The organism is Mucilaginibacter sp. A3364 (genome assembly GCF_059690715.1).
The window spans coordinates 1,499,750-1,520,522 of sequence record NZ_JCAWED010000001.1; the positions used below are offsets into that span (position 1 = coordinate 1,499,750).

A 20,773-nucleotide genomic window follows, 5' to 3' on the forward strand; every position below is an offset into this window, starting at 1 on the left:
AAATAGCTGGTGAGGTGCCTGAGAGGCCGAAAGGATCAGTTTGCTAAACTGACGTACGGGAAACTGTACCGAGGGTTCGAATCCCTCCCTCACCGCCAAGAAGCATATCAAAAGCTCGCAAAAACCTGTAAATCGTTGATTTACAGGTTTTTTTGTTTTAACGCAAAACCAAAAAAAACGACAAAACGCACACTTCCAGTGAGTGATTCGGTGAGTAAAATTACAACGCTCAATCTTACTCACTGGAAGTGGTTTAACTTGCTGATTTATAAGATGTTCATAAAATGAACATCTTGATTTTTGGGATACTCATGTCGATATTTATTCATTTAAAATCGTGAGTGATCATGCTAGAGAAAAGTTTAGGTTTACTGTTTTACCTGAAAAAACCGAAAGATTACAGTGAAGGCCCGGTGTTAATTTACTTAAGAATTACTGTAGACGGCGTTCAAAAGGAAATGTCGACCAAACGCTTGTGTGAACCTGAGAAATGGAATCCGAGAGCAAACCGTGTCAATGGCAATAAGGAGGAAGTCAAAGCATTAAATTCCTACCTCGATATTCTGCAAAACAAAGCGTATGACGCCCGCACACATCTGATCGACCGAGGAAAGGTCGTAACTGCATTAGCTATTAGAGATATTGTTTCTGGTGAAGACCAGCGTCAGTGGATGCTATTGGCCTTATTTAAAAAGCACAATCAGCAATTGGCTGAAATGATTGGGAACGGTGTGGCCAAAGGAACACATACCAATTTCGAAACTGCTTACAAACACGTAGCGCATTTTCTGAAGTCTGAGTACAAAACAGATGATATCAATATCCTGTCACTGGACATGGAGTTCATCAAGAAATTTTATCACTGGTTCAGGATGGTGAAAAAGCTAAATCGGAATTCCGCGCTGAAGAATATCGCCAATATGAAAAAGATCGTACTGGACTGCGTGGACAACGGTTGGTTGCTGGCTGACCCATTTGCCAAGTTCGATATGAACCGGGATGAAGTCGATACTATATATCTGACCAAAGAAGAAGTGCAGCGTATTGTCAATAAAGAGCTTAAAACCTCGCGCCTGGGCCGGGTGAGAGATCTGTTTATTTTTTCCTGTTTCACCGGATTGTCTTTCATAGATATGAAGCAGCTTAAACGTTCAGAAGTTAGCATCGCCACCAATGGAGAATTACGTATTAATAAGAACCGCCAAAAAACAGGTACAGCCGCTGTTATCCCGTTACTGCCTATTGCCAAAGGTATTCTACAAAAGTACGCCTATGATGAGCATTGCATTATTACCGATATGCTGTTGCCGGTTTTGAGCAATCAGAAGTATAACAGCTATCTCAAAGAAATAGCCGAACGCTGCGATATTGAAATTGAACTAAGCTCCAAGATCGCACGGAATACTTTCGCAACGACCATTACACTCGCGAACAACGTGCCGATGGAAACTATCAGCAAGATGATGGGTCACAAAAGCCTGCGGCAAACCCAGCATTACGCCAAAGTACTCGCCATCAAAGTCAACGAGGACATGGTGGAACTGGACAGAAAATTACAGGACAGTGATTTCTTCGCAAATTCTCCAATTCTGAAAGAAAACACCGGACTTGTTGACTTTTAACGACGCAAAAACGCTTAAAAAACACACAAGCCGTTCATGAGGGTTGATTTCCTTTGCGTCGAGATGTACAGATTTGAAACCCCGCATAAATTCATGCGGGGTTTAATTTAAAACGCATCGAAATATGGCAGCAGAAATCATCACCAAAGAAGACCTGGTCGAATTTGAAAACCGGCTCGTCGAAAAAATCAAAGGCATAGTAGGACAAACTGGCGGTCAACCGCTGAAGTGGCTCAGGAGTGCGCAGGTTAGGAAACTGCTCAATATCTCACCCAATACGCTTACCAGTTTGCGCATCAATGGTATTATCAAATTTACGCGCGTAGGTGGCATCATGTATTATAACCAGGAAGACATCAATAGAATGCTGGCCGGTAACCAATAGCTTATGAAACAACTGAACACTTTGGCGCGCTTTATGATCAGTGCCGCCAACAATGACGACGTATTGCCCAGTCATATAAGCCTGTTTCTCGCCTTATTCTGGCATTGGAAACAACATCGTTTTTGCGAACCCTTCCCGGTCTACCGCAAAGAATTGATGTCACTGGCGCATATCCATTCTATCGCGACCTATCACAAGTGCATCAAAGATCTGATCTCGATGGGCGTTATTCACTACATCCCTTCTTATAACTATTATCAGGGGAGCCTGGTCTACCTGACCAGCGTCACTCCCCATTTAACTTAATCATGGAAACTCTTTCAACAAATGATCAGCAGATCGCTGAAAAGATCTATCTCATTCGCGGCATCAAAGTCATGCTCGACAAAGACCTTGCTGAAATGTACGGTACTATTCCCATACGTTTGCGTCAGCAGGTCAAACGAAATGCCGATCGTTTCCCCGGTCACTTTATGTTTCAATTGACGGAGCAAGAGGCCGACGCTATGGTATCACAAAATGTGATACCTTCCCGGCAGGCGCTGGGCGGGACACTACCATACGTATTTAGCGAACACGGCATCTTGATGTTGGCCAATGTTATTAAAAGTCAACAGGCTATCCTCATGAGCATTAAGATTATTGAAGTCTTTGTCAAATTCCGGGAAATGCTCAGCTCACAGAAAGACCTTCTCCTCAAATTTGAGCAATTGGAAAAACTAATTGTTCAGCACGATGACGACATCCAACTGATTTTTCAAACTCTGAAGCAACTCATCCAGCAAAAGAACGAACCGCGCGAACCCATCGGGTTTAAGCTTCAAAGCTGATTAAAGGTATCGCTACATGCGATACCTTTTTGCTAGGATTATAGCCTGATACATTGCTATCAAGCTATCATTATATCACCGCCCTTTGGTTAAAGTGTTGAAATTGCCTGCACAGACCCGCACAATTTTGCAGCATGTTAAAACGTAAAGCCAGACGTAGTTCAAGGCAAATAGCCCTTACCGTGACGCCCATTACTCAAAAAGGTTTTGGTTACGAAATGCCACCTGAATTTCCCTTAGTACACATCTATTTCGACCAGGAAGGCCGCACTGAGGAAGCAACGCCATTCTACAACTTTTACCGCAATGCAGGCTGGTGCGGACCGCAGGGCAGACCCCATCGCAATTGGAAAGTACTCGCAGCCGCCTGGCTAAAGAAACTAAGAAACATCAACAAATAATACACATCATGGCAAAGATCATCACCATCGCTCATCAAAAGGGCGGCGTCGGCAAAAGCACGCTCGCTATCAACCTGGCACTTTGTTTCCAGGATCAACTATCCGTCGCTGTCGTTGACACAGACCTGCAAGGCAGCCTGTATCATCTCAAAGAAGAATTTCCAGGTTTAGCCATCATCGGCCTGGATAAGCTCGACGATATTCAAAAGCTGAGTTATGATCTCATCATCATCGACACGCCGCCGTATTTGTCAAACCGATTGGCAGAGTTGTTTCAGCACTCAGATTTTATTCTGGTGCCGACCAAAGCCGGTTTCTTTGATGTAATGGCGATCCGCTCCACCTTGGCGTTGATCCAGGAAGCGCAGGCGCAACAACGACATGTCAAAGCGGGCATTGTTCTGAACATGATCAAGCATCGCTGGGGCATCAACAAAGACATTACCGGCTTACTGGAAGAAATGGGAACGCCCTTGCTGCAAAGCGTGATCCATGATCGCGTGAGCATCGCCCGTTCCTCAATCAGCGGCGGCATATTAAAAAGCAATGACCAGAAGGCGAAAGACGAGATCACGGCACTGGCCGAAGAAATCGTAGGCCTGATAGCAAGCTAAAATGCTAGCATTTTAGCACCCTGTAAAACTACAAAGCTATAAAGATAGCGATCTATCAACCTTTGCTAGTTTGCTAGCAAGCTATAAAGATAGCGATCTATCAACCTTTGCTAGTTTGCTAGCAAGCTAAAAAGATAGCAGCATGAATGATTACAAAGACAAACTCGGTGCATTGGCCGGCAAACTGAAAACTGCGCAGCCCACAACACCGATCCAGCAAGTACAACCTGTCAAAGCGGTAACGCCGAAAGAAAAGGAGGTACAGTTCAATAACTGGCTGCCTAAATCCCTGGTCAAACAGGTGAAACGATTCGCACTGGAACACGAACGTACCATCAAAGACGTGCTCATCGAAGCACTTCAAACTTACCTTAAAAAGTCAACATGAGAATACCAGCAAGAGGTTTCGACCGGCCGCTTCGCAGCGGTCAGCAAGATGTACGTTTGTCTGACAAACGCATCTTGCCCCGGTCACCGGGGAAAACTGCCCCAAGGTCAACCCCTCCGAAGTCGGTGTTTTCCTAACCCATCAGAACCATGGAAAAAATAGCAGATAACCGCAGCCGGAGAGTGATCACGCGCTTCAAACCGCAGGAGTATGAACTGCTCGAAAGCCGCTTTAAAAAGACCACTTTCCGCAAGCTCAGCGAGTATACGCGCAACGTGTTGCTGGAGAAAAATATCACCGTGACCTATCGTGACAAAGCGATGGATGACATCCTGGAAGAACTGGTTTTACTAAGACGGGAGCTGAACTCAGTAGGAAATAATCTCAACCAGGCCGTGCGGAATATCAATTTAGCACACGGTCAGGCAGGGGCGGATCTGTGGCGAAACCTGCTCGCGACGATCACCAGCAGGGTAGAACCAGCCATCAATCAGATCAAACTACAAATGAATCAATATGCGGAATTATGGTCGCAAAGATCAAAAGCGGAAAAAGCCTGAGAGGCGCGCTCAACTATAACGAGAACAAAGTAAAGCAAGGAAAAGCCACATTGATCCATGCGCCCGGTTATCTGAAAGAACCGACTGACATGAATTTCTACGATAAGCTGCATCGTCTGACGGACCTGGCTGCAAGGAACGAACGCACCAAAACGAACACCGTGCATATCTCGCTGAACTTCGCTAATGGCGAGAACTTACCGACCGAATTACTCCAAAAGATCAGTGAAGATTATATGCAAGGTATAGGTTTCGAGAACCAGCCCTTCCTGGTCTATCGTCACACGGATGCCGGCCATCCGCATATCCATATCGTCACTACCAATATCAAAGCCAGCGGCGAACGCATCAGCTTACATTACCTGGGCCAGGATAAGTCGGAGAAAACGCGTAAAGCCATAGAAGCAAAGTACCCGCTGGTCAGAGCCGAAGACCGTCCTCAGCAAAAGCCGGAGAAAGCGAACAAGGTGGAGTATGGCCAAGGCGAAACTAAACGCCAGTTGACCAATATCGTCAGCCAGGTGATCCGCGAATATAAATTCACCAGCTTGCCGGAGTTCAATGCGGTGCTGCAACAATACCATGTAGTGGCGGATGCCGGTGCTAAAGACTCGCGGATGCAAGCGCACGACGGCTTGCTGTATTGGCTCAGCAATGAAAAAGGCGAAAAGCTGGGCGTACCGATCAAGGCCAGCAGCATCTACGGCAAACCGACGCTAAAGAATCTCCGGGAACGCTTCCGGCTCAGTGAAGCACTGCGAAAACCGCACAAAGCATCCCTTGTGCAAAAGATCGATACCGCGCTGAAACATAACAAACCCCACCAATTCCAAAAGCACCTCGACCAGCAGCAGGTACAAGTGATCTTCCGAAGTAATGAGGAGGGGAGACTATACGGCGTGACCTATATCGACCAGCAAAGTAAATGTGTGTTCAACGGCAGCGACCTCGGCAAAGCCTACAGCGCCAATGCGCTAAGCTCACACTTCCACACTGATGTCAAAGCTACCACGCAACAAACTACAAGCGCCGACAGCGAGGCAATAACAGAAAGTACCAATACCGAACTACTTGATATCCTTTTCCAACCCGAACCCCAGGACCTCGCCGCCCTGAATAAATTCAAAAAGAAACGTAAACGACAAAACCACTAAAGCCATGCAAACCGGAGAGAACGAACAAGCCCTCAGAAAGATTATCGACTTCACGCGATTGCTCAGCATCGCCATATTGCTCATTCATTTTTACCTTGCCTGGTACCCGCTGTTTCAGCAACTCAAACTCACGCACGAAATAAGCGATCAGGTTCTGTTGCCGGTAGCGAGATTACCGATCTTCAAAACCGTCATGAATGTCAAACTCAGCGCGCTGGGCCTGCTGATCGTATCGCTTATTGGCAGCAAAGGCAAGAAGGATGAAAAGATCAGGACCGGCACGATCATTACTTATTTGAGCGTCGGCCTGACGCTATATTTTGTCAGCAATTACCTCCATGACTGGCTTTACCTCGGTGGCACGACATTAGGTTATTTGCTGTTTATGTCCGGTGGCAGCTTACTGTTTCGCAGGTTGAAGCTGCAACTGGCGGGTGATATCTTTAATAAGGAGAACGAGACCTTTCCGCAGGAGGAACGACATTTAAACAATGAGTATTCCATTAACCTGCCGGCAAAATACCAGCTCAAAGGCAAGGTCCGCGATAGCTGGATCAATATCATCAATCCTTTCCGGGGTACTTTGGTCGGCGGTAGTCCCGGCGCGGGGAAGTCCTATTTTGTGATCCGGCATATCATCACCCAGCACATCGCTAAAGGCTTCAGTATGCTGATTTACGACTTTAAATATGATGACCTAAGCAAGATCGCCTACAACGCCCTGGGCAAAAGCGGCGGGCGGTCCTTTTACGTCATCAATTTTGAGCACATCATGCACCGCAGCAATCCGCTCGAGCCGGAGACCATGACCGATATCACGGATGCGATGGAAGCGGCGCGGACGATCATGCTGGGCCTGAACCGGGAATGGATCAAAAAGCAGGGCGACTTCTTTGTCGAATCGCCGATCAATTTTGTCACGGCGCTGATCTGGTTCCTCAAAAAATACGAAGGCGGGAGGTATTGCACTTTGCCGCATGTGATCGAGTTATCGCTGATGGACTACAAGGAATTGTTCGCTGTCTTAGGCAACGAGCCGGAGATCGAGGTCCTGATCAATCCCTTTATCTCTGCCTGGCGGAATGAAGCTTTCGAGCAATTGGAAGGACAGATTGCGAGCGCTAAGATCAGCTTAGCCAGGCTGTCTTCACCACAGCTCTATTATGTGCTGAGCGGTAATGACTTTTCATTGGATATCAATAATCCGGATGACCCGAAAGTGGTTTGTTTGGCCAATAATCCGCAGAAGTCACAGGTCTATGGCGCGGTGTTGTCGCTTTATATCAACCGCATCAACAAGCTGGTCAATCGAAAGCACCAACAGAAATGCAGCCTGATCTTTGACGAGTTCCCCACCATTTATTTTAACGGTATCGACAACCTGATCGCGACGGCCCGGTCCAATAAAGTGGCGGTGACGCTGGCGGTGCAGGATTACAGCCAGCTAAAAAAAGACTATGGCCGTGAACAGGCCGAGGTCATCATGAATATCGTCGGGAATATCATTTGCGGGCAGGTGACCGGCGATACGGCCAAGCAACTGGCCGAGCGTTTCGGTAAGATCAACCAGCAAAAGGAGAGTGTCTCCATCAATAGCAGTGACACCTCCGTCAGTCGTTCGACACAACTCGATTATGCTATACCTGCGGCGAAGATCGCGGCGTTGTCCTCGGGGGAGTTCGTTGGTATGGTCGCTGATGATCCGAACAATAAGATCGACCTCAAAATGTTCCATAATCATATCCAAAACGATCATGGCGCTATCAGCGCGGAAGAGCAAGTCTACCAGAATATTCCGGTAGTGCGCAAAGTATCTGTTACCGAAGTACAACAGAATTACCAGCGGATCAAAGCAGATATCGCGCAACTTGCAGACTGATCAGTTAATATCAATGATCAACTGGGACTTGAATGGGTAATGCCAATCAGTCCTTCAAACTCAACGGCAGGTTTATTGTTTCTGCCGGCCGAAGATCATAAAGCAGGTCCGCCACTAACCAGCTTTCGAGACATATGCCGCACTATTAGAGTGAATGTCAGGTCCACACGGACGGATTTGCGTGGCGTTGATCTTAAGACCTCACAAAGCTTCGCCACCAAGGCATCGATGTGCGCTTTCTTTTCTGCGGCAGGCCAAAATACTTCTCGGTAATAATCCGGTTCAAAGGCTCGCAGATCGATATACAAACCGCGTTGCGGATTAAACTCGAACAGGTATTGCAGTTCATGCTCTGTGATCCTGCGCAGCAGGCGTGGATTGTGCCAGATCCGATCTACCAAGTCCTGTTTTGCCACAGCATCGAACTGTCTGGTTTGATAAGCGCACATTACACAGTTATCGGAGTGGAACCATGGGTGCGCTTGGTTTCCTGCGCAAATAATGTTGAGTCTTTGGGAAATTCCTTCACGTATAGTTCTGTGTTCAGCAACATTAAAAAGTAAAAATCCATTGCGGCTTTCATAGAATCGATATCTATATCTGTCAACACCTCATCAGCTGTATTGATCGCGGCGAACACAAAGTTTTTCGCTGGTACGAAACCACCCTTAACCACATAGAATGTCCCTAAACCATAAGCTGATCCGGGCTTTAACTGCCAATCCTGCTGTTCTGTCACGACCATTCGGAAGGCTGATAAAGTATCCGCGATCAGTGTCTTTTTGCCTATAATGGAAACCTGGTACCTCATAATTTTGATATTAATCATACAAATTTATGCTAAAAATATTAGCAAAAACAAAAGCGTTTTTTATTTTTGTACTGATGAAACAGTTCGCTTTATTTCCGGAAAAGGGTCAGAGCAATGGGTTGCCGCAGCATTTGCTGGAATATACACCTCGTCTTATCGCGCCAAAAGTAGCCGATCAATTACTGACGCATTTGATGGCGACTACGCCCTGGAAGCAAACGACGCAGCGTTTATGGGAAAAGGAATATTTGACGCCGCGACTGACCTGTTGGTACGGCGAGACGGAACGGATAAAGGATGCATTTCCCTGGACACCGGAATTGTTGATTATACGGGAACTGGTCGAGCCTTTGGCGGGTATTCGTTTTAACAGCGTGTTATTGAATTATTACCGGGATGGTAATGATTCGGTGGCCTGGCATAGTGATAAGGAAAGTATCATGGGGAGTCAACCGGTGATCGCTTCGGTAAGTTTCGGGCGGGTCAGAAGTTTTGATATACGGAATAAGCGGGATCATCGGGAGCATTATTCCGTGAAACTGGAACATGGCTCGTTTTTGCTGATGAAAGCGGGATTGCAGGAGAACTGGGAGCATCGCATCGCCAAGTCGACCCGGCCAATGAAGGCGCGGGTCAATCTTACTTTCAGGCAGGTCATTTGAACAACCGAGGTTGTTCCAGACCTGGTGTCACCTCCTTAAAAGCATATTTACCTTTGATGTTTTTATTGAACCAGATGCCTTTAACCATGGTCGAGCGCATCGCTTTGAAGACCTTTTCGGGCACATTCAGGTAGTGATAGACCTTGCCCGAATGATAAGTGATCTCCAGGATCTCCTGTTCGGGCAGGTAGTTATAGTTTTTGATAACGGCGGATGGCATTATTTAGGGATCTCTTCGGGGTGATGCTCAAAATGTATACGCGCTTGTTTCAGGCCGGTCGCGATGGCTTCGCCCTCATTATGGGTTTTTTTCAGTACCTCGTTAGCGATCTCGACCGCTTTATCCCGCAGGTATTTGGGTTGGTTCTTATAAGATGGCGGATAGTCGCCGTTGTGCCAGGGCATAGTTCCTCCTTTATTTGCTGTTGAATTTGGTCAGTAATACGGTCAATCCGGCGACGGCCGTGAACGCGATATTAAAGAGCAGCGCTTTTTGCTCTTTACGAAAAGCCGGTAAAAATGATTGCGCCGCGAATTGGGCGATATTGAACGGATCGATCTTGCCGTGGGTTTTGAACGGGATCAGACCTTTGACCGCCGCGGGTTGTTTGGTCAGTGCGATGTAGGGTAATAAGATGGCGGCTTCCGCGATATAGATCAGTTTGGCATTTTTATTTAAACGTAATAACGATGGCAGGGCCAATAGGCCGCCTACTAAGGCGTAGTCGATCAGGGCATGGGTCCTTGGGCTGATGGGTTTATTCATAGGTTTTATTTTTTAAAGAGGTAAATGGTTGCGGCTAATCCCGCCAGCATAGCTGCGCCAATATATTTCCGGTGCGCTTTTGGTGCGCCGGGCAGGCCAAAGCCGCCATGGGTCGACATGCCGTAATCCACGGTCGTAAATACGTTGCCATCGCTCAGCGCGATCGGTTCGGCTTTTTTCAGGTAGCGTCGCATGACGATCCCGGTGATGTTGGTGGTCAGTTCCGGGAAGATGGCATGTGAAAGTTTTAAGAGCAATGATGCGCTACCGACATACGTATTGGACCTTGGGTTTTGCGCTAATTCTACCATCGCATCCGCCAGGCGGTTGGGGTCATAGACCGGTGGTGCAGGTTTCAGCGCTTTGCCTGTATGGTTACCGGCATGTTGAATGCCGGGGGTGTCCAGAAAGGCCGGAAAGAGGTCGCAGATATGGATGTCTTTGAATGGGGCAAGTTCGCCTTTCAAGGCTTCTGACCAGCCACGCAAACCGAACTTGGCAGCGGTGTAGCCCGCGCCGTAAGGTACTGGCAGAAAACCGCCGATAGAGATATTATTGATGATGACGCCAAAACCTTGGGCTTTAAAGATGGGCAGCACGGCATGCGCCCCATTCATATAGCCCAACAAATTGGTTTTGATCACCTGTTCGTGGACGGCCATTGGGGTCTGATCGAAATCACCCGCTGCAAGTACGCCGGCATTGTTGATCCAAACATCGATCTTGCCTTGCCAGTCATTAGCGGTATTTGCCAGGTTGATGACCGCTTTACTGTCACTGGTATCTGTGCTTACGACCAGGACCTGCGCGCCAAGGCTTTCGCATTCGACTTTCACATCGTTCAGGGCGGTTTCATTGCGGGCGGCCAAAACGATGCTGGTCTGGTGTTGCGAAAATTTCAATGCAGCGGCGCGGCCGGCGCCGCTGGAGGCGCCGGTGATCACGACCGTTTTATGGCTTAGTGTTTTCATATTTTTAAGGGTTTCCGCCGCCGCCTGAAGCACCATAGACCTGTCCGGTCGCATAGCTGGCATCACTGGCCGCCAATTGTACATAGATCGAGGCGAGTTCGACCGGCTGTCCGGGTCTGCCCAGGGAAGTTTGCCCGCCAAATTCTTTCAGTTTTTCCATGGTCGCGCCGCCGCTGACCTGAAGTGGTGTCCAGATCGGTCCCGGCGCGACGCCATTAACGCGGATGCCTTTTGGCCCTAATTGTTTGGCCATGGATTTGACATAGCTCATGTTCGCCGCTTTGGTCATGGCATAGTCGTGCAGTTCCGCCGACGGATCGTAAGCCTGCTCCGAAGTGGTGCTGATGATCGCCGCCCCCGGCTTCAGATGCGGTAAGGCCGCTTTGGTGATCCAGAACGGCGCATAGATATTGGTTTTCATGGTCGCGTCAAAAGCTTCGCTGGTGATATCCAGTATCGACTTTTGCGTTTGCTGCCGGGCCGCATTGTTGACCAGGATATCCAGTCCGCCCAGTTGCCGTACCGCTTCATCGACCAGTTTCTTACAAAAGGCTTCATCGCGCAGGTCGCCGGGAATGGCGATGGCTTTGACACCTTCTTTTTTTAAAATGGCGATCACTTCCTGTGCATCAGGTTCTTCGGTCGGATAATAATTGATCGCGACATCAGCACCTTCGCGGGCATAGGCGATGGCCGCTGCGCGGCCCATACCGCTGTCACCGCCGGTGATCAGGGCTTTACGGCCTTTTAGGCGGCCGGAGCCTTTGTAGCTGGTCTCGCCGTGATCCGGTCGCGGGTCCATCTTGCTGACCAGGCCCGGCCAGGGTTGCGATTGTTCTTTGAATGGTGGCTTCGGGTATTTGGCCGTCGGGTCTTCTAATGGTATATTTTCCATGTTCGTTTTTCTGTCTGTTGCAAATGCGGGCGAAATAGCGGCCGCCGCGAGGGTCGCGCCAATACCGGCGACCGCTTGTCGCCGGCTGATGTGGTTATTTTCGTTCATCTTAATCTTTCTTTTTTGGCACCTTGGCACCGGCCTTGCGGGCTTCGGACAAACCGATAGCGATCGCTTGTTTTTTACTGGTTACTTTTTTACCACTGCCGCTTTTCAGCGTGCCTTCTTTTTCTTCGTGTAAAGCCTGATGGACCTTGTCCTGCGCTTTTTCTGAGTACTTCGCCATTATTCGTCTACCGGTTTTTGTTGTTCATACATCGTATGAGCGACCGCGCTGTCGGGCATCAGGTTGCTCATATTGACCTCAACTTTATTTTTGAAGCCGGAGATCACCCGGTCTTCGCCTTTCATCAAGGCTTCATAACCATCTTTGGCTACTTCGGCCGGATCGGCCAGGGCTTCTTTGTCCTGCACTACTTTGCTCTCCTGCATGTCGGCTTTGTTGAAAAAGTCGGTATCGGTGGCGCCGGGCATCAGGGCGGTAAAGGTGATGCCGCTGTCTTTCAGTTCTTCGCGGATAGCGGTAGTAAAGGAAAGCACAAAGGCTTTGGTCGCATGGTAAACCGCTTGCCAGGGACCGGGTAACTTACCGGCAACCGAGCCGAGGTTCAATACTTTACCTTCGCCGCGGGCGACCATTTGTTTGACGACATGTTTCGTAAGGATCACGGTGGCGCAGATATTCAGGTGAATGATGTTTAGTTCCCGTTCGATCTCGTTATCCTGGAACAGACCGTAAGCCCCCATGCCGGCATTATTGACCAGCACGTCGATCCGGCGGTCGCCGAGTTCCTGGCAAAGCGCGAAAGCTTCATCCATGTTGGACAGGTCTTTTGCGATCGTTTCTACCTTAGTGCCCAGTTCAGCTGCAATGTTGCCTGGTTCACGCGCTACAATAATCAATTCGTAACCATCGGCCGCGAATAGTTTGGCCAATTCTTTACCGATGCCGCTCGTGCCACCGGTGATCAGTGCTGTTTTTTGTTGGTTTTTCATTAGTGCTCGATCTTTACGGGTTCCGTGTTTTCAGTTTCTTTGCGTTGTTCCCAGGGTTTCAAAACTACTTTTACACAGTCTTCCTCTTTTTTGTTGAAGATCTCATAGCCATGCGTCACTTCACTTAGCGGTAAAGTATGGGTGATGATGTCGTCCAGGACGACCTTTTCGGTTTTTACCAATTCGATCAGGTGGTCGATATAGTTCAACACCGGTGCCTGGCCCATTTTTAAGGTGATGCCTTTATCAAATACACGATGTAAGGGGAAATTATCGTAAGTAGAGCCATAAACCCCCATGATAGAGACAGTGCCCATCCGGCGCACGGCTTTGAAAGCCATATCCAAGACTTTCATGCTGCCGACCTCAAAATTGAACAAAGCTTTCGCTTTATCCAGCAAGTCACGTTCAGGTTCAAAGCCTACTGCGTCAACGCAAACGTCTGCACCGCGTCCGCCGGTCATTTCGCGGATTGCTTCTACCACGTCTACTTCGTGTGGGTTAAGGGTATCCACTTTGTTAACGGCTTTGGCTTTTTCTAACCTGTAATTTAACGGGTCGATCGCGATCACGCGGCTGGCGCCGTTGATCCAGGCTGCTTTTTGGGCCATCAGTCCTACGGGGCCGGAACCAAAAATAGCCACGACCTCACCGCCTTTAAGCTGCGCCCAGTCAATAGCAGACCAGCCGGTTGGGAAAATATCGGTCAGGAATAAAACCTGTTCGTCAGTCATATTATCCGGCACGACCCGTGGACTGATATCGGCATAGGGGACGCGCACGTATTCCGCCTGACCGCCCGAATATCCGCCATAGAGATCCGTGTAACCGAACAAGGCCGCACCTTTCTGATCGGCCATATCGCCGTTCGGACCGTAATGTTTATAGTTGGAATTCTCGCAGGCCGGCGAAGCGTCATGCTGGCAAAAGAAACAATGACCACAGGAGATGGGGAACGGAACGACCACGCGATCGCCTTTCTTCAGATTCTTCACACCTTTGCCTCCTTCTTCGACGATGCCCATGAATTCATGGCCCATCACCATGGGTTTTGGCTGCGGTACGCCGCCGCTTAAAATGTGGAGGTCGGAACCACAGATAGCGGTAGAGGTGACCTTTAAAATAACGTCCGTATCCTGCTCAAGTCTCGGATCTTCAACGGTGTCGTAGCGAATGTCGCCGGGTTTGTGAAATACTGCTGCTTTCATAAGTAGATTTAATTATCGATGTTCTTAATTAACTTGAAAGAAAATTTATTGTTTAAAAATTTCTAAAATTTTGAAACACCAGTGAAGCCCTTTTTGTAGTTAGGGTATGGCAAAACAAATTCTTTCCATCGCAAGGGACGGCGCGACGGTCAGCCCCTGGCAAATCGGCTTAAATAAAACGATTATTGCGGCTGTTGTGCCGGCACCGAAGAGCTATGACACTTTAATAGTCGGCGCGGGGATCACCGGAATGACCGCGGCTTTGCTGCTCCAGAAAGCGGGCATGAAGGTGGTCGTTGCCGATGCGCATGCCTTAGGCTTCGGTACGACCGGCGGCACTAGCGCGCATATTAATACTTTTGCGGACACGACTTACAAAGAGGCCGAAAGCGCTTTTGGTGAGGAGGGTGCACAACTATTTGCCGATGCTATTGCGGAAGGCGCCGCGCTGATCAAGGCCAATATCGATACTTACCGGATTGATTGTGATCATGAGCATAAACACGGATACTTATATGCCGAGGATGAGGACGAAGCCAAACAACTGGACGATATTTACAATGGTGCCGTAAAGGTTGGCGTCAGTGTGAATTATACGGAAGAGGTGCCAACACCCGTGGAATATCTAAAGGCCCTGGTCTGGGAGAACCAGGCACAGTTTCATCCATTGAAATATTTGCTGGGGCTGCAAGATGCCTTTATGAAAGCAGGCGGTGCTATCCTGGATAATACATTAGTTAAGGATATTTCATTTGCTGACGGCGTGCATACCGCCGATACGGAAACAGGCTCGATTCGCGCCAAAACTGTAGTGTACGCAACGCATATGCCGCCAAATATTAACCTGTTCAATTTCGAGTGCGCGCCTTACCGCAGTTATGTGATGGCAGTTAAACTAAAAAGCGACAGCTATCCGGATGCGCTGATCTATGATACGCAGGAGCCTTACCACTATGTGCGTACGCACCTGGTTGACGGCGAACAGCTATTATTGGTTGGCGGCCTGGATCATAAGACCGGCCACGAAGATCCCGAAAAAGCCTTTGCCGACCTGGAAAAATATATCCGCAAATATTATCATATCTCATCAGTTAAGTACCGCTGGTCGAGCCAGTATTATGTACCAGTAGATGGCCTGCCTTATATCGGCCAGATGCCGATGGCTGCTGATGGCGTTTACTGCGCGACGGGCTATAACGGCAACGGCATGATGCTGGGCAGTATTGCCGGGAAAATATTAGCTGATCTGATTACCGGCCGGGGCAGTAAATTTCAAAAGGTGTTCAGCCCCTCCCGCGTGAAGCCGGTCGATAGTTTTACCGAATTTGTGAAAGAGAATGCGGATGTAGCCTATAAGTTCGTGGCGGACCGTTTCGGAATCCATGAAACCGACTCGCTGAAAAGGTTACAGCCGGGCACCGGCAAGGTGGTCGAAGTCAACGGCGAAAAGGTTGCAGCCTATAAAGATGAAGACGGCGGGATCCATGCGCTCAGCCCGGTGTGCACGCATGCGGCCTGTATCGTGAATTGGAACGGTGAGGAAAAAAGCTGGGACTGCCCTTGCCACGGTGCACGATATGATATCAACGGTAAGGTGTTGACCGGGCCGGCAACAAAAAACCTGGCAAAAATCAAACAGTCATGAAAAAAAACAAGAAGCTTGTCAAAAAGTGGTCCGGAAAGGTAACAGCACACAGCAACGCAATGGACCTGGATAAAGACATCTTTAAATCCAGGGATCCGGACAAAATAGCGTCGTCGCTAAAGCATTCTGCAGAAAAGAGTGATCGGCTCAAAGGCTCGCCATTTCAAAGTGCGATGTCAATGCTCAATTTTTATGAGAACCGCGCCGGTAAAAATCTGAGCAGACGGCAACGCGCGCCGCTGGAAAAGGCCAAAAATAAGTTGAGGAAACTTTTTCATAAGGCTGAGCAATAAACCAAAGCAGACATGGCTAACGCTAAGATAAGTTGGTGTGGTAAGTTGTTAGCCCGAAAGGGCCTCAAGATTGCCTTGGCAGAAAGTGCTACTGCCGGCTGGCTTTGTGCGGCGTTTGCGCTGACCGAAGAATCCGGTGCTGTGCTTAAGGGAGGGCTCGCCTGTTATGATGCCAGCCTGAAAGTGCAGTTGTTGAACGTGCCGCAGGCAATGATCGACGAATACACGCCGGAATCGATGGAGGTTACGCGCGCAATGGCTTACGGGCTGCGGGAACTGATCGTATCAGATGTGCAGGTCGCCATTACCGGTCTGACCACGCCCGGCGGAAGTGAAACGTCGGAAAAGCCTGTAGGTACTATGTTTGTGTTTATACTGATCCAGGGCCGGGAGGCGGGTTTCCGTAAAGTCTTTCAGGGGACCTGCGAGGCAATTATTCATCAAACCATTGAAGCAGCGGCAGAATTGCTGGCTGCGGAATTAGATAAAATAGCATGAAAGATTTAAAAAGGCTGAACGGACAAACCGTTGTGATCACTGGTGCTTCGAGCGGTGCAGGCCGTGCAGCGGCCCTGGAGTTCGCACTGTATGGCGTTTATTTAGTGTTAGCAGCCAGAAATGAGACAGCCCTGGAACAAGTGGCGGCCGAGTGCCGCGAATTAGCAGCTGAAGTGCTGGTGGTGCCCACGGATACGAGTGACAGCAAAGCGATGATCGGTTTGGCCAATGCAGCCCATGACTGGCAGGGGCGTGTCGATGTCTGGATCAATAATGCCGGGGTATTGGCTGCCGGTGATTTTGATAAAACGCCGGTGACTGTGCATGAGCAAGTCATTAAAACGAATTTGTTGGGTTATATGAACGGCGCGCACGCGGTGCTGCCATTTTTTAAAGCGCAGGGAACCGGGATCCTGATCAATAATATTTCTATCGGCGGCTTCCTGCCGGTACCTTATGGCTCGGGTTATACCGCCAGCAAGTTCGGTTTGCGCGGCTGGTCGGAAGCGCTGAAGGGCGAATTGGCTGAATGGCCGGATATCTACGTCTGCGACCTGTTCCCTGCATTTTTGGATACGCCGGGCATTCAGCATGCGGGCAACCATACCGGCAAGGTTTTGAAACCCGCGCCGCCGGTGTATGACCCGGTGCGTCTGGCGCAGGCGATGATCAAAGTTGCGCTAGAGCCTGACGCGAACACCTACGTGGGCAGCGCTTCTACGCTCTTAAAACTGGGTCATGCTATTTTTCCGGAACTGATGACGAAGTTAACAGGGGTGGTCATGCGCCGCTACCTGAAACAGGCAAAGTCCATTGCGCTAAGTGATGGTAATGTTTTTACCACGGTGGATTATGGCATGGCTACCCACGGTGGGTTTGGTTTGCCGGGCGAACCTAAAGCCCACCGCAAATACATTGCGGGAATGCTGTTAAGTGGCTTAGCGCTGGGCATCTATTTCGTCAGCAGACGCAAAAGATAAAAAAAGCCGCTATTTGATAGCAGCTTCCCTTAAAGTGATATGTGAACCTGTCAGATGATTATTTCAGGCTGCTTTGGATCTTTAAGATATGATCCAGGTGCATTTGCACCACCGGCGCGGTTTTGGCCGCAAAGGCTTTCAACTCCGCGTCCTTGCCACTGGTAGCTTCAGACTGCATCAGCGACAGCGTTTTTTTATGGCCTTCTACCATCACCTCTACATAGCCTTTGTCAAAGTCTTTACCACTCAGTTTGCTTAGGCTATCGCTTTTGGCCTGGTGCTCGGCGTCCAGCGTTGCCGGTAGCATGATATTCTTGGCTTTGGCGATGCTCATCAGTTCTGCATTGGCTTTGCCATGATCCATCGTCATCATGTTACCAAAATCTTTGACCTGAGCATCGATGCCTCTAGCGGCAGCCATTTTACCTAAGGCAACTTCGGCCATGCCGCCGACAGCCGCTTTTGCTGCAAATGCGGTATCAGCCAATACGTTCACTGTATCAGTTTCAATGGTAGTCACGCTATCTGTTTTTACGGTAGTGCTGTCACTAGTCGTCGCGTTCTGGTTGCCGGAACAAGCCTGCAGGGCTGCCACGATAACGGCACCTGCCATCAATAAATTTAGTTTTTTCATTTTAGGATGATTGAAGTTAAACATATGTTGTATTTGATTATTTGTAGCTGATATGTTTGAAATTGTGTTTGATTTGCCCCGGGGCATCATAATTTCTAAGGCTCGGCTGGTTGCAGAGGATCGGCTCGATATACAAAACCTGTGGGATTTAGTTATGTTTTTAATTAATTAAATAAATCTTAAAGAAAATTTAAAAACAAAATTTATCAGCGAAAAGTTATTGTTCTAGGTTTTTTATGGGCGCCGTCCGACGCGTTCCGGTGTATTGAAGTTTTGTTTAACGATCAAATTTGACGACAATGAATGCAACCTCAGCCTGGCTTTCCAATGCCCATATCCAATTAAATGACGCGGACCTCAGTCCTGTTTTTGAACAGCAGGCCCTCGGCTATTCCTTTAAAGTTTTTGTAGCCGGCGATTCATGCTGGCTAGTTGTAGAATGGCCGAAAGGCTGCCGTATGGCTTTTCGCCTGGCTTACTCGCCGAACGATCGGCTTGAACTCAAAAAGATATTGGAAAAGGACCAGCACCTTACCTTGAGGATCGGTTCGCTGATGGGTGAATATGAATCGGTCATACGTCTTCCTGCCGGAGATAGCCCGGTTTTGCGATTGACAACTACGCTGCATACCGCCGCGCCGGTGCTGTTCCCTTACTGGCCACGCGATATTATGCCTTTAGGTGCGTCGGGTAGCGACTTGCTGGCCGCGGGCGATATTAAGGTGAGCCAGGTAGGCACGCGCTCCGGACAGCTCTATTTTAACCTGACCCGGCCAAAAGCGGGATCGGTTTTTTATCTGCAAAACCTGACCGCTTTGGCGGATTATAACCAGGACACCGAAACGTCAGCGGGTGATGCCGTCGGCGGGGAGTGGCCGGAAGTAGGGTTCGCGCTACCGCCAACGATCAAAAATAAACCACTGGCTGCTGGAAAGGATTATGTCTTATCAGATGCCGTCATTGCTTTATCAGACGAAGTACCGGCCAATGAAACGGCAGTGGTACGGCAATATTTAGATCTGCTGGCCGCGGTTTACCTGGAACTTCCCAAACCGGCTACCAGTTATAAAGATTGGCCGGATATCTTACATAAAGGGCTGGTAGACCTGCAAGACAGTCCCGGCTGCTGGTCACAGGTGAATGGTAAACATTACCTCAACGCCTACGTATGCGATTATGCCACACCGCCGGAAATCATGGTACAGTTGGCAGTCCAACTGCCCTTGCAGGACTACGTTGAATGGAAGGACACGGATTGCCCGATGATGATTACCATTAAAGAAGGCCTACCACCGTTTTATGATGAAAAGCTGGGTACTATTATGCGCTGGCATCCAAAGGCTACAGATGCTTTAAAGGGCGAGGAAGAGCATAAAAAGCCACTCGTGATGGATTCCTGGTATTTGCAGCATCCGTTACTTAACTTGTCGCGGCTGGCGCTGAAAGGCGACGCTCAGGCTAAGCAGTTATTTGTCGATTCAATTAACTTCGCCATTAAAGTTGCAAGGCATTTTGATTATAACTGGCCGGTATTTTATCAAATGGATACGCTGGAGGTGCTGAAAGCGGAAACACGCCCGGGTAAAGGCGGTGAAAAAGACGTACCGGGTTTATATGCCCACGTGATGCTGCAGGCCTGGGAACTGACCGGTGAAAAACGCTATTTAGCGGAAGCCGAAAAAGCCGCGCAGAAACTGTGCGGGCTGGGATTTGATTTATTGTACCAGGCAAATAACACTGCATTTTCTGCCGGTGCGCTGCTTAGGCTTCATAGGATAACCGGAAAAGAAATTTATAAAGAATTGAGTTATTTATGCCTGGCCAATATTTTTACCAATGTGAGGCTTTGGGATTGTAATTATGGTTACGGGCTCAACTTTCCTTCATTCTTTGCACTATTCCCTTTAAGGGACGCGCCCTATACGGCCGCTTATGAAGAAGAGGAAGTGTTCTGCGCGCTGCATGATTACCTGAAGCATGCGGAGGGGCAGGATATCCTGCCATCGCTGCGGCTGCTGATCGCGGAATATATTCGTTACCTGGTCGACCGGGCCTGTTATTATTACCCGACAATGCTCCCAACAGAGATGTTATCGGAAGAGGTGAAAACCGGCGAAGTTGATGCTAGTCTCTGGATCGCGCTGGAAGACCTGCACGACGGTTGGGAAAAGTCAGGCGAGGTGGGCCAGGAAGTTTACGGCGCGGGTAATGCCTTTGGGATCCTGCCGCGGCATTATATGCAGGTGGACGGGCAGCCGTTCATGATCTTTACCGATTATCCGACCTACGGTTTCACGCCTAAAAAGCACCGTCCGGCTAAATTTAGACTGGCTGGCGACGGGCGGCTCACGGCCCGCCTGATGCTGGTCAAAACAGGTAAGGGCAAAATGCCGGCGTTTACCATTACAATCAATGGGGACCAGGAAAGCTATGTGGCCAAAAAAACGAAACAAGGCCATTTAGAACTAACCGTGCCCGGTGACAGTGAAATAAGTATTAACTGGACATCATGAAGACCTTA

27 protein-coding genes and 1 tRNA gene are annotated in these 20,773 nt (G+C 48.8%); 17 read left to right on the top strand and 11 right to left on the bottom strand.

What is annotated here, in order from left to right; genetic code table 11:
* Positions 1-8 precede the first annotated feature (8 nt).
* The 11 genes from AC59JT_RS06650 (at position 9) to mobC (ending at position 7,833) form a co-directional block, all read left to right on the top strand.
* Positions 9-98: transfer RNA gene (locus tag AC59JT_RS06650), tRNA-Ser, on the top strand.
* Between the two features lie 249 nt (positions 99-347).
* Entirely contained in the window at positions 348-1,622 is a 1,275-nt protein-coding gene (locus AC59JT_RS06655) for a site-specific integrase (protein WP_497397037.1), read from the top strand.
* Between the two features lie 124 nt (positions 1,623-1,746).
* Complete coding sequence (locus tag AC59JT_RS06660; RefSeq protein ID WP_497397039.1) at positions 1,747-2,007, top strand: helix-turn-helix domain-containing protein; 261 nt, start codon at positions 1,747-1,749, stop codon at positions 2,005-2,007.
* 3 nt (positions 2,008-2,010) lie between these two features.
* Entirely contained in the window at positions 2,011-2,313 is a 303-nt protein-coding gene (locus tag AC59JT_RS06665; protein ID WP_497397041.1) for a hypothetical protein, read from the top strand.
* Between the two features lie 2 nt (positions 2,314-2,315).
* The gene (locus tag AC59JT_RS06670; RefSeq protein ID WP_497397043.1) at positions 2,316-2,837 is read left to right on the top strand and encodes an ORF6N domain-containing protein; all 522 of its coding nucleotides are present in this window, start codon (positions 2,316-2,318) and stop codon (positions 2,835-2,837) included.
* 134 nt (positions 2,838-2,971) lie between these two features.
* Entirely contained in the window at positions 2,972-3,238 is a 267-nt protein-coding gene (locus AC59JT_RS06675; RefSeq protein WP_497397045.1) for a hypothetical protein, read from the top strand.
* A gap of 8 nt (positions 3,239-3,246) precedes the next feature.
* A complete protein-coding gene (locus tag AC59JT_RS06680; protein WP_497397047.1) occupies positions 3,247-3,852 on the top strand; it encodes an AAA family ATPase in 606 nt (201 codons plus the stop codon).
* 142 nt (positions 3,853-3,994) lie between these two features.
* A complete protein-coding gene (locus tag AC59JT_RS06685; RefSeq protein WP_497397049.1) occupies positions 3,995-4,240 on the top strand; it encodes a hypothetical protein in 246 nt (81 codons plus the stop codon).
* Positions 4,241-4,389: 149 nt separating this feature from the next.
* Entirely contained in the window at positions 4,390-4,800 is a 411-nt protein-coding gene (locus AC59JT_RS06690; protein WP_497397051.1) for a plasmid mobilization protein, read from the top strand.
* Positions 4,767-5,954 (top strand): relaxase/mobilization nuclease domain-containing protein, encoded by a 1,188-nt coding sequence (locus tag AC59JT_RS06695; RefSeq protein WP_497397053.1) that lies wholly within the window; start codon positions 4,767-4,769, stop codon positions 5,952-5,954. The genes AC59JT_RS06690 and AC59JT_RS06695 overlap by 34 nt, the downstream gene beginning before the upstream one ends.
* Positions 5,955-5,958: 4 nt before the next feature.
* Complete coding sequence (gene mobC / locus AC59JT_RS06700) at positions 5,959-7,833, top strand: conjugal transfer protein MobC (protein ID WP_497397055.1); 1,875 nt, start codon at positions 5,959-5,961, stop codon at positions 7,831-7,833.
* Between the two features lie 95 nt (positions 7,834-7,928).
* On the opposite strand, the gene AC59JT_RS06705 is transcribed toward mobC, so the two are convergent.
* Together AC59JT_RS06705 and AC59JT_RS06710 are read right to left on the bottom strand one after the other, a co-directional pair.
* Positions 7,929-8,282, bottom strand: coding sequence for a hypothetical protein (locus AC59JT_RS06705; protein WP_497397057.1), 354 nt, complete (start codon positions 8,280-8,282; stop codon positions 7,929-7,931).
* Positions 8,282-8,662 (bottom strand): hypothetical protein, encoded by a 381-nt coding sequence (locus AC59JT_RS06710; protein WP_497397059.1) that lies wholly within the window; start codon positions 8,660-8,662, stop codon positions 8,282-8,284. Before AC59JT_RS06710 ends, AC59JT_RS06705 begins: the two co-directional genes overlap by 1 nt.
* 8 nt (positions 8,663-8,670) lie before the next feature.
* On the opposite strand from AC59JT_RS06710, the gene AC59JT_RS06715 reads away from it, so the two are divergent.
* Positions 8,671-9,306 carry an alpha-ketoglutarate-dependent dioxygenase AlkB family protein gene (locus tag AC59JT_RS06715; RefSeq protein ID WP_497397061.1) on the top strand — a complete coding sequence of 212 codons (636 nt, stop codon included), beginning with the start codon at positions 8,671-8,673 and terminating at the stop codon, positions 9,304-9,306.
* Here the strand turns inward: AC59JT_RS06715 and AC59JT_RS06720 are convergent.
* From AC59JT_RS06720 to AC59JT_RS06755, 8 genes are read right to left on the bottom strand one after another with little or no spacing between them, the layout of a single operon-like run.
* Positions 9,299-9,526, bottom strand: coding sequence for a KTSC domain-containing protein (locus tag AC59JT_RS06720; protein ID WP_497397063.1), 228 nt, complete (start codon positions 9,524-9,526; stop codon positions 9,299-9,301). The genes AC59JT_RS06715 and AC59JT_RS06720 overlap by 8 nt on opposite strands.
* Entirely contained in the window at positions 9,526-9,711 is a 186-nt protein-coding gene (locus AC59JT_RS06725; protein ID WP_497397065.1) for a DUF2188 domain-containing protein, read from the bottom strand. Before AC59JT_RS06725 ends, AC59JT_RS06720 begins: the two co-directional genes overlap by 1 nt.
* Before the next feature lie 10 nt (positions 9,712-9,721).
* A complete protein-coding gene (locus AC59JT_RS06730; RefSeq protein ID WP_497397067.1) occupies positions 9,722-10,072 on the bottom strand; it encodes a hypothetical protein in 351 nt (116 codons plus the stop codon).
* A gap of 5 nt (positions 10,073-10,077) precedes the next feature.
* Positions 10,078-11,079: an SDR family oxidoreductase gene (locus AC59JT_RS06735; RefSeq protein ID WP_497397069.1), complete on the bottom strand. Its 1,002-nt coding sequence runs from the start codon at positions 11,077-11,079 to the stop codon at positions 10,078-10,080.
* Entirely contained in the window at positions 11,048-12,046 is a 999-nt protein-coding gene (locus tag AC59JT_RS06740) for an SDR family oxidoreductase (protein WP_497397071.1), read from the bottom strand. The genes AC59JT_RS06735 and AC59JT_RS06740 overlap by 32 nt, the downstream gene beginning before the upstream one ends.
* Position 12,047: 1 nt before the next feature.
* Complete coding sequence (locus AC59JT_RS06745) at positions 12,048-12,224, bottom strand: DUF6496 domain-containing protein (protein ID WP_497397073.1); 177 nt, start codon at positions 12,222-12,224, stop codon at positions 12,048-12,050.
* A complete protein-coding gene (locus AC59JT_RS06750) occupies positions 12,224-12,994 on the bottom strand; it encodes an SDR family NAD(P)-dependent oxidoreductase (protein ID WP_497397075.1) in 771 nt (256 codons plus the stop codon). Before AC59JT_RS06750 ends, AC59JT_RS06745 begins: the two co-directional genes overlap by 1 nt.
* Positions 12,994-14,202: a zinc-dependent alcohol dehydrogenase gene (locus AC59JT_RS06755; protein WP_497397077.1), complete on the bottom strand. Its 1,209-nt coding sequence runs from the start codon at positions 14,200-14,202 to the stop codon at positions 12,994-12,996. Before AC59JT_RS06755 ends, AC59JT_RS06750 begins: the two co-directional genes overlap by 1 nt.
* Positions 14,203-14,308: 106 nt before the next feature.
* Here AC59JT_RS06755 and AC59JT_RS06760 point away from each other — a divergent pair, with 106 nt between their 5' ends.
* From AC59JT_RS06760 to AC59JT_RS06775, 4 genes are read left to right on the top strand one after another with little or no spacing between them, the layout of a single operon-like run.
* A complete protein-coding gene (locus AC59JT_RS06760; RefSeq protein ID WP_497397080.1) occupies positions 14,309-15,847 on the top strand; it encodes an FAD-dependent oxidoreductase in 1,539 nt (512 codons plus the stop codon).
* Positions 15,844-16,140 (top strand): DUF3175 domain-containing protein, encoded by a 297-nt coding sequence (locus AC59JT_RS06765; RefSeq protein ID WP_497397082.1) that lies wholly within the window; start codon positions 15,844-15,846, stop codon positions 16,138-16,140. Before AC59JT_RS06760 ends, AC59JT_RS06765 begins: the two co-directional genes overlap by 4 nt.
* A gap of 12 nt (positions 16,141-16,152) precedes the next feature.
* A complete protein-coding gene (locus AC59JT_RS06770; RefSeq protein WP_497397084.1) occupies positions 16,153-16,638 on the top strand; it encodes a CinA family protein in 486 nt (161 codons plus the stop codon).
* Positions 16,635-17,618 (top strand): SDR family oxidoreductase, encoded by a 984-nt coding sequence (locus AC59JT_RS06775; RefSeq protein WP_497397086.1) that lies wholly within the window; start codon positions 16,635-16,637, stop codon positions 17,616-17,618. The genes AC59JT_RS06770 and AC59JT_RS06775 overlap by 4 nt, the downstream gene beginning before the upstream one ends.
* Before the next feature lie 58 nt (positions 17,619-17,676).
* Here the strand turns inward: AC59JT_RS06775 and AC59JT_RS06780 are convergent, their stop codons facing one another.
* On the bottom strand, positions 17,677-18,252 hold the full coding sequence (locus tag AC59JT_RS06780; RefSeq protein WP_497397088.1) for a DUF4142 domain-containing protein: 576 nt from the start codon (positions 18,250-18,252) through the stop codon (positions 17,677-17,679).
* 299 nt (positions 18,253-18,551) lie between these two features.
* Between AC59JT_RS06780 and AC59JT_RS06785 the strand changes: the two genes are divergently transcribed.
* Entirely contained in the window at positions 18,552-20,765 is a 2,214-nt protein-coding gene (locus AC59JT_RS06785) for a hypothetical protein (protein ID WP_497397090.1), read from the top strand.
* Positions 20,766-20,773 lie beyond the last annotated feature (8 nt).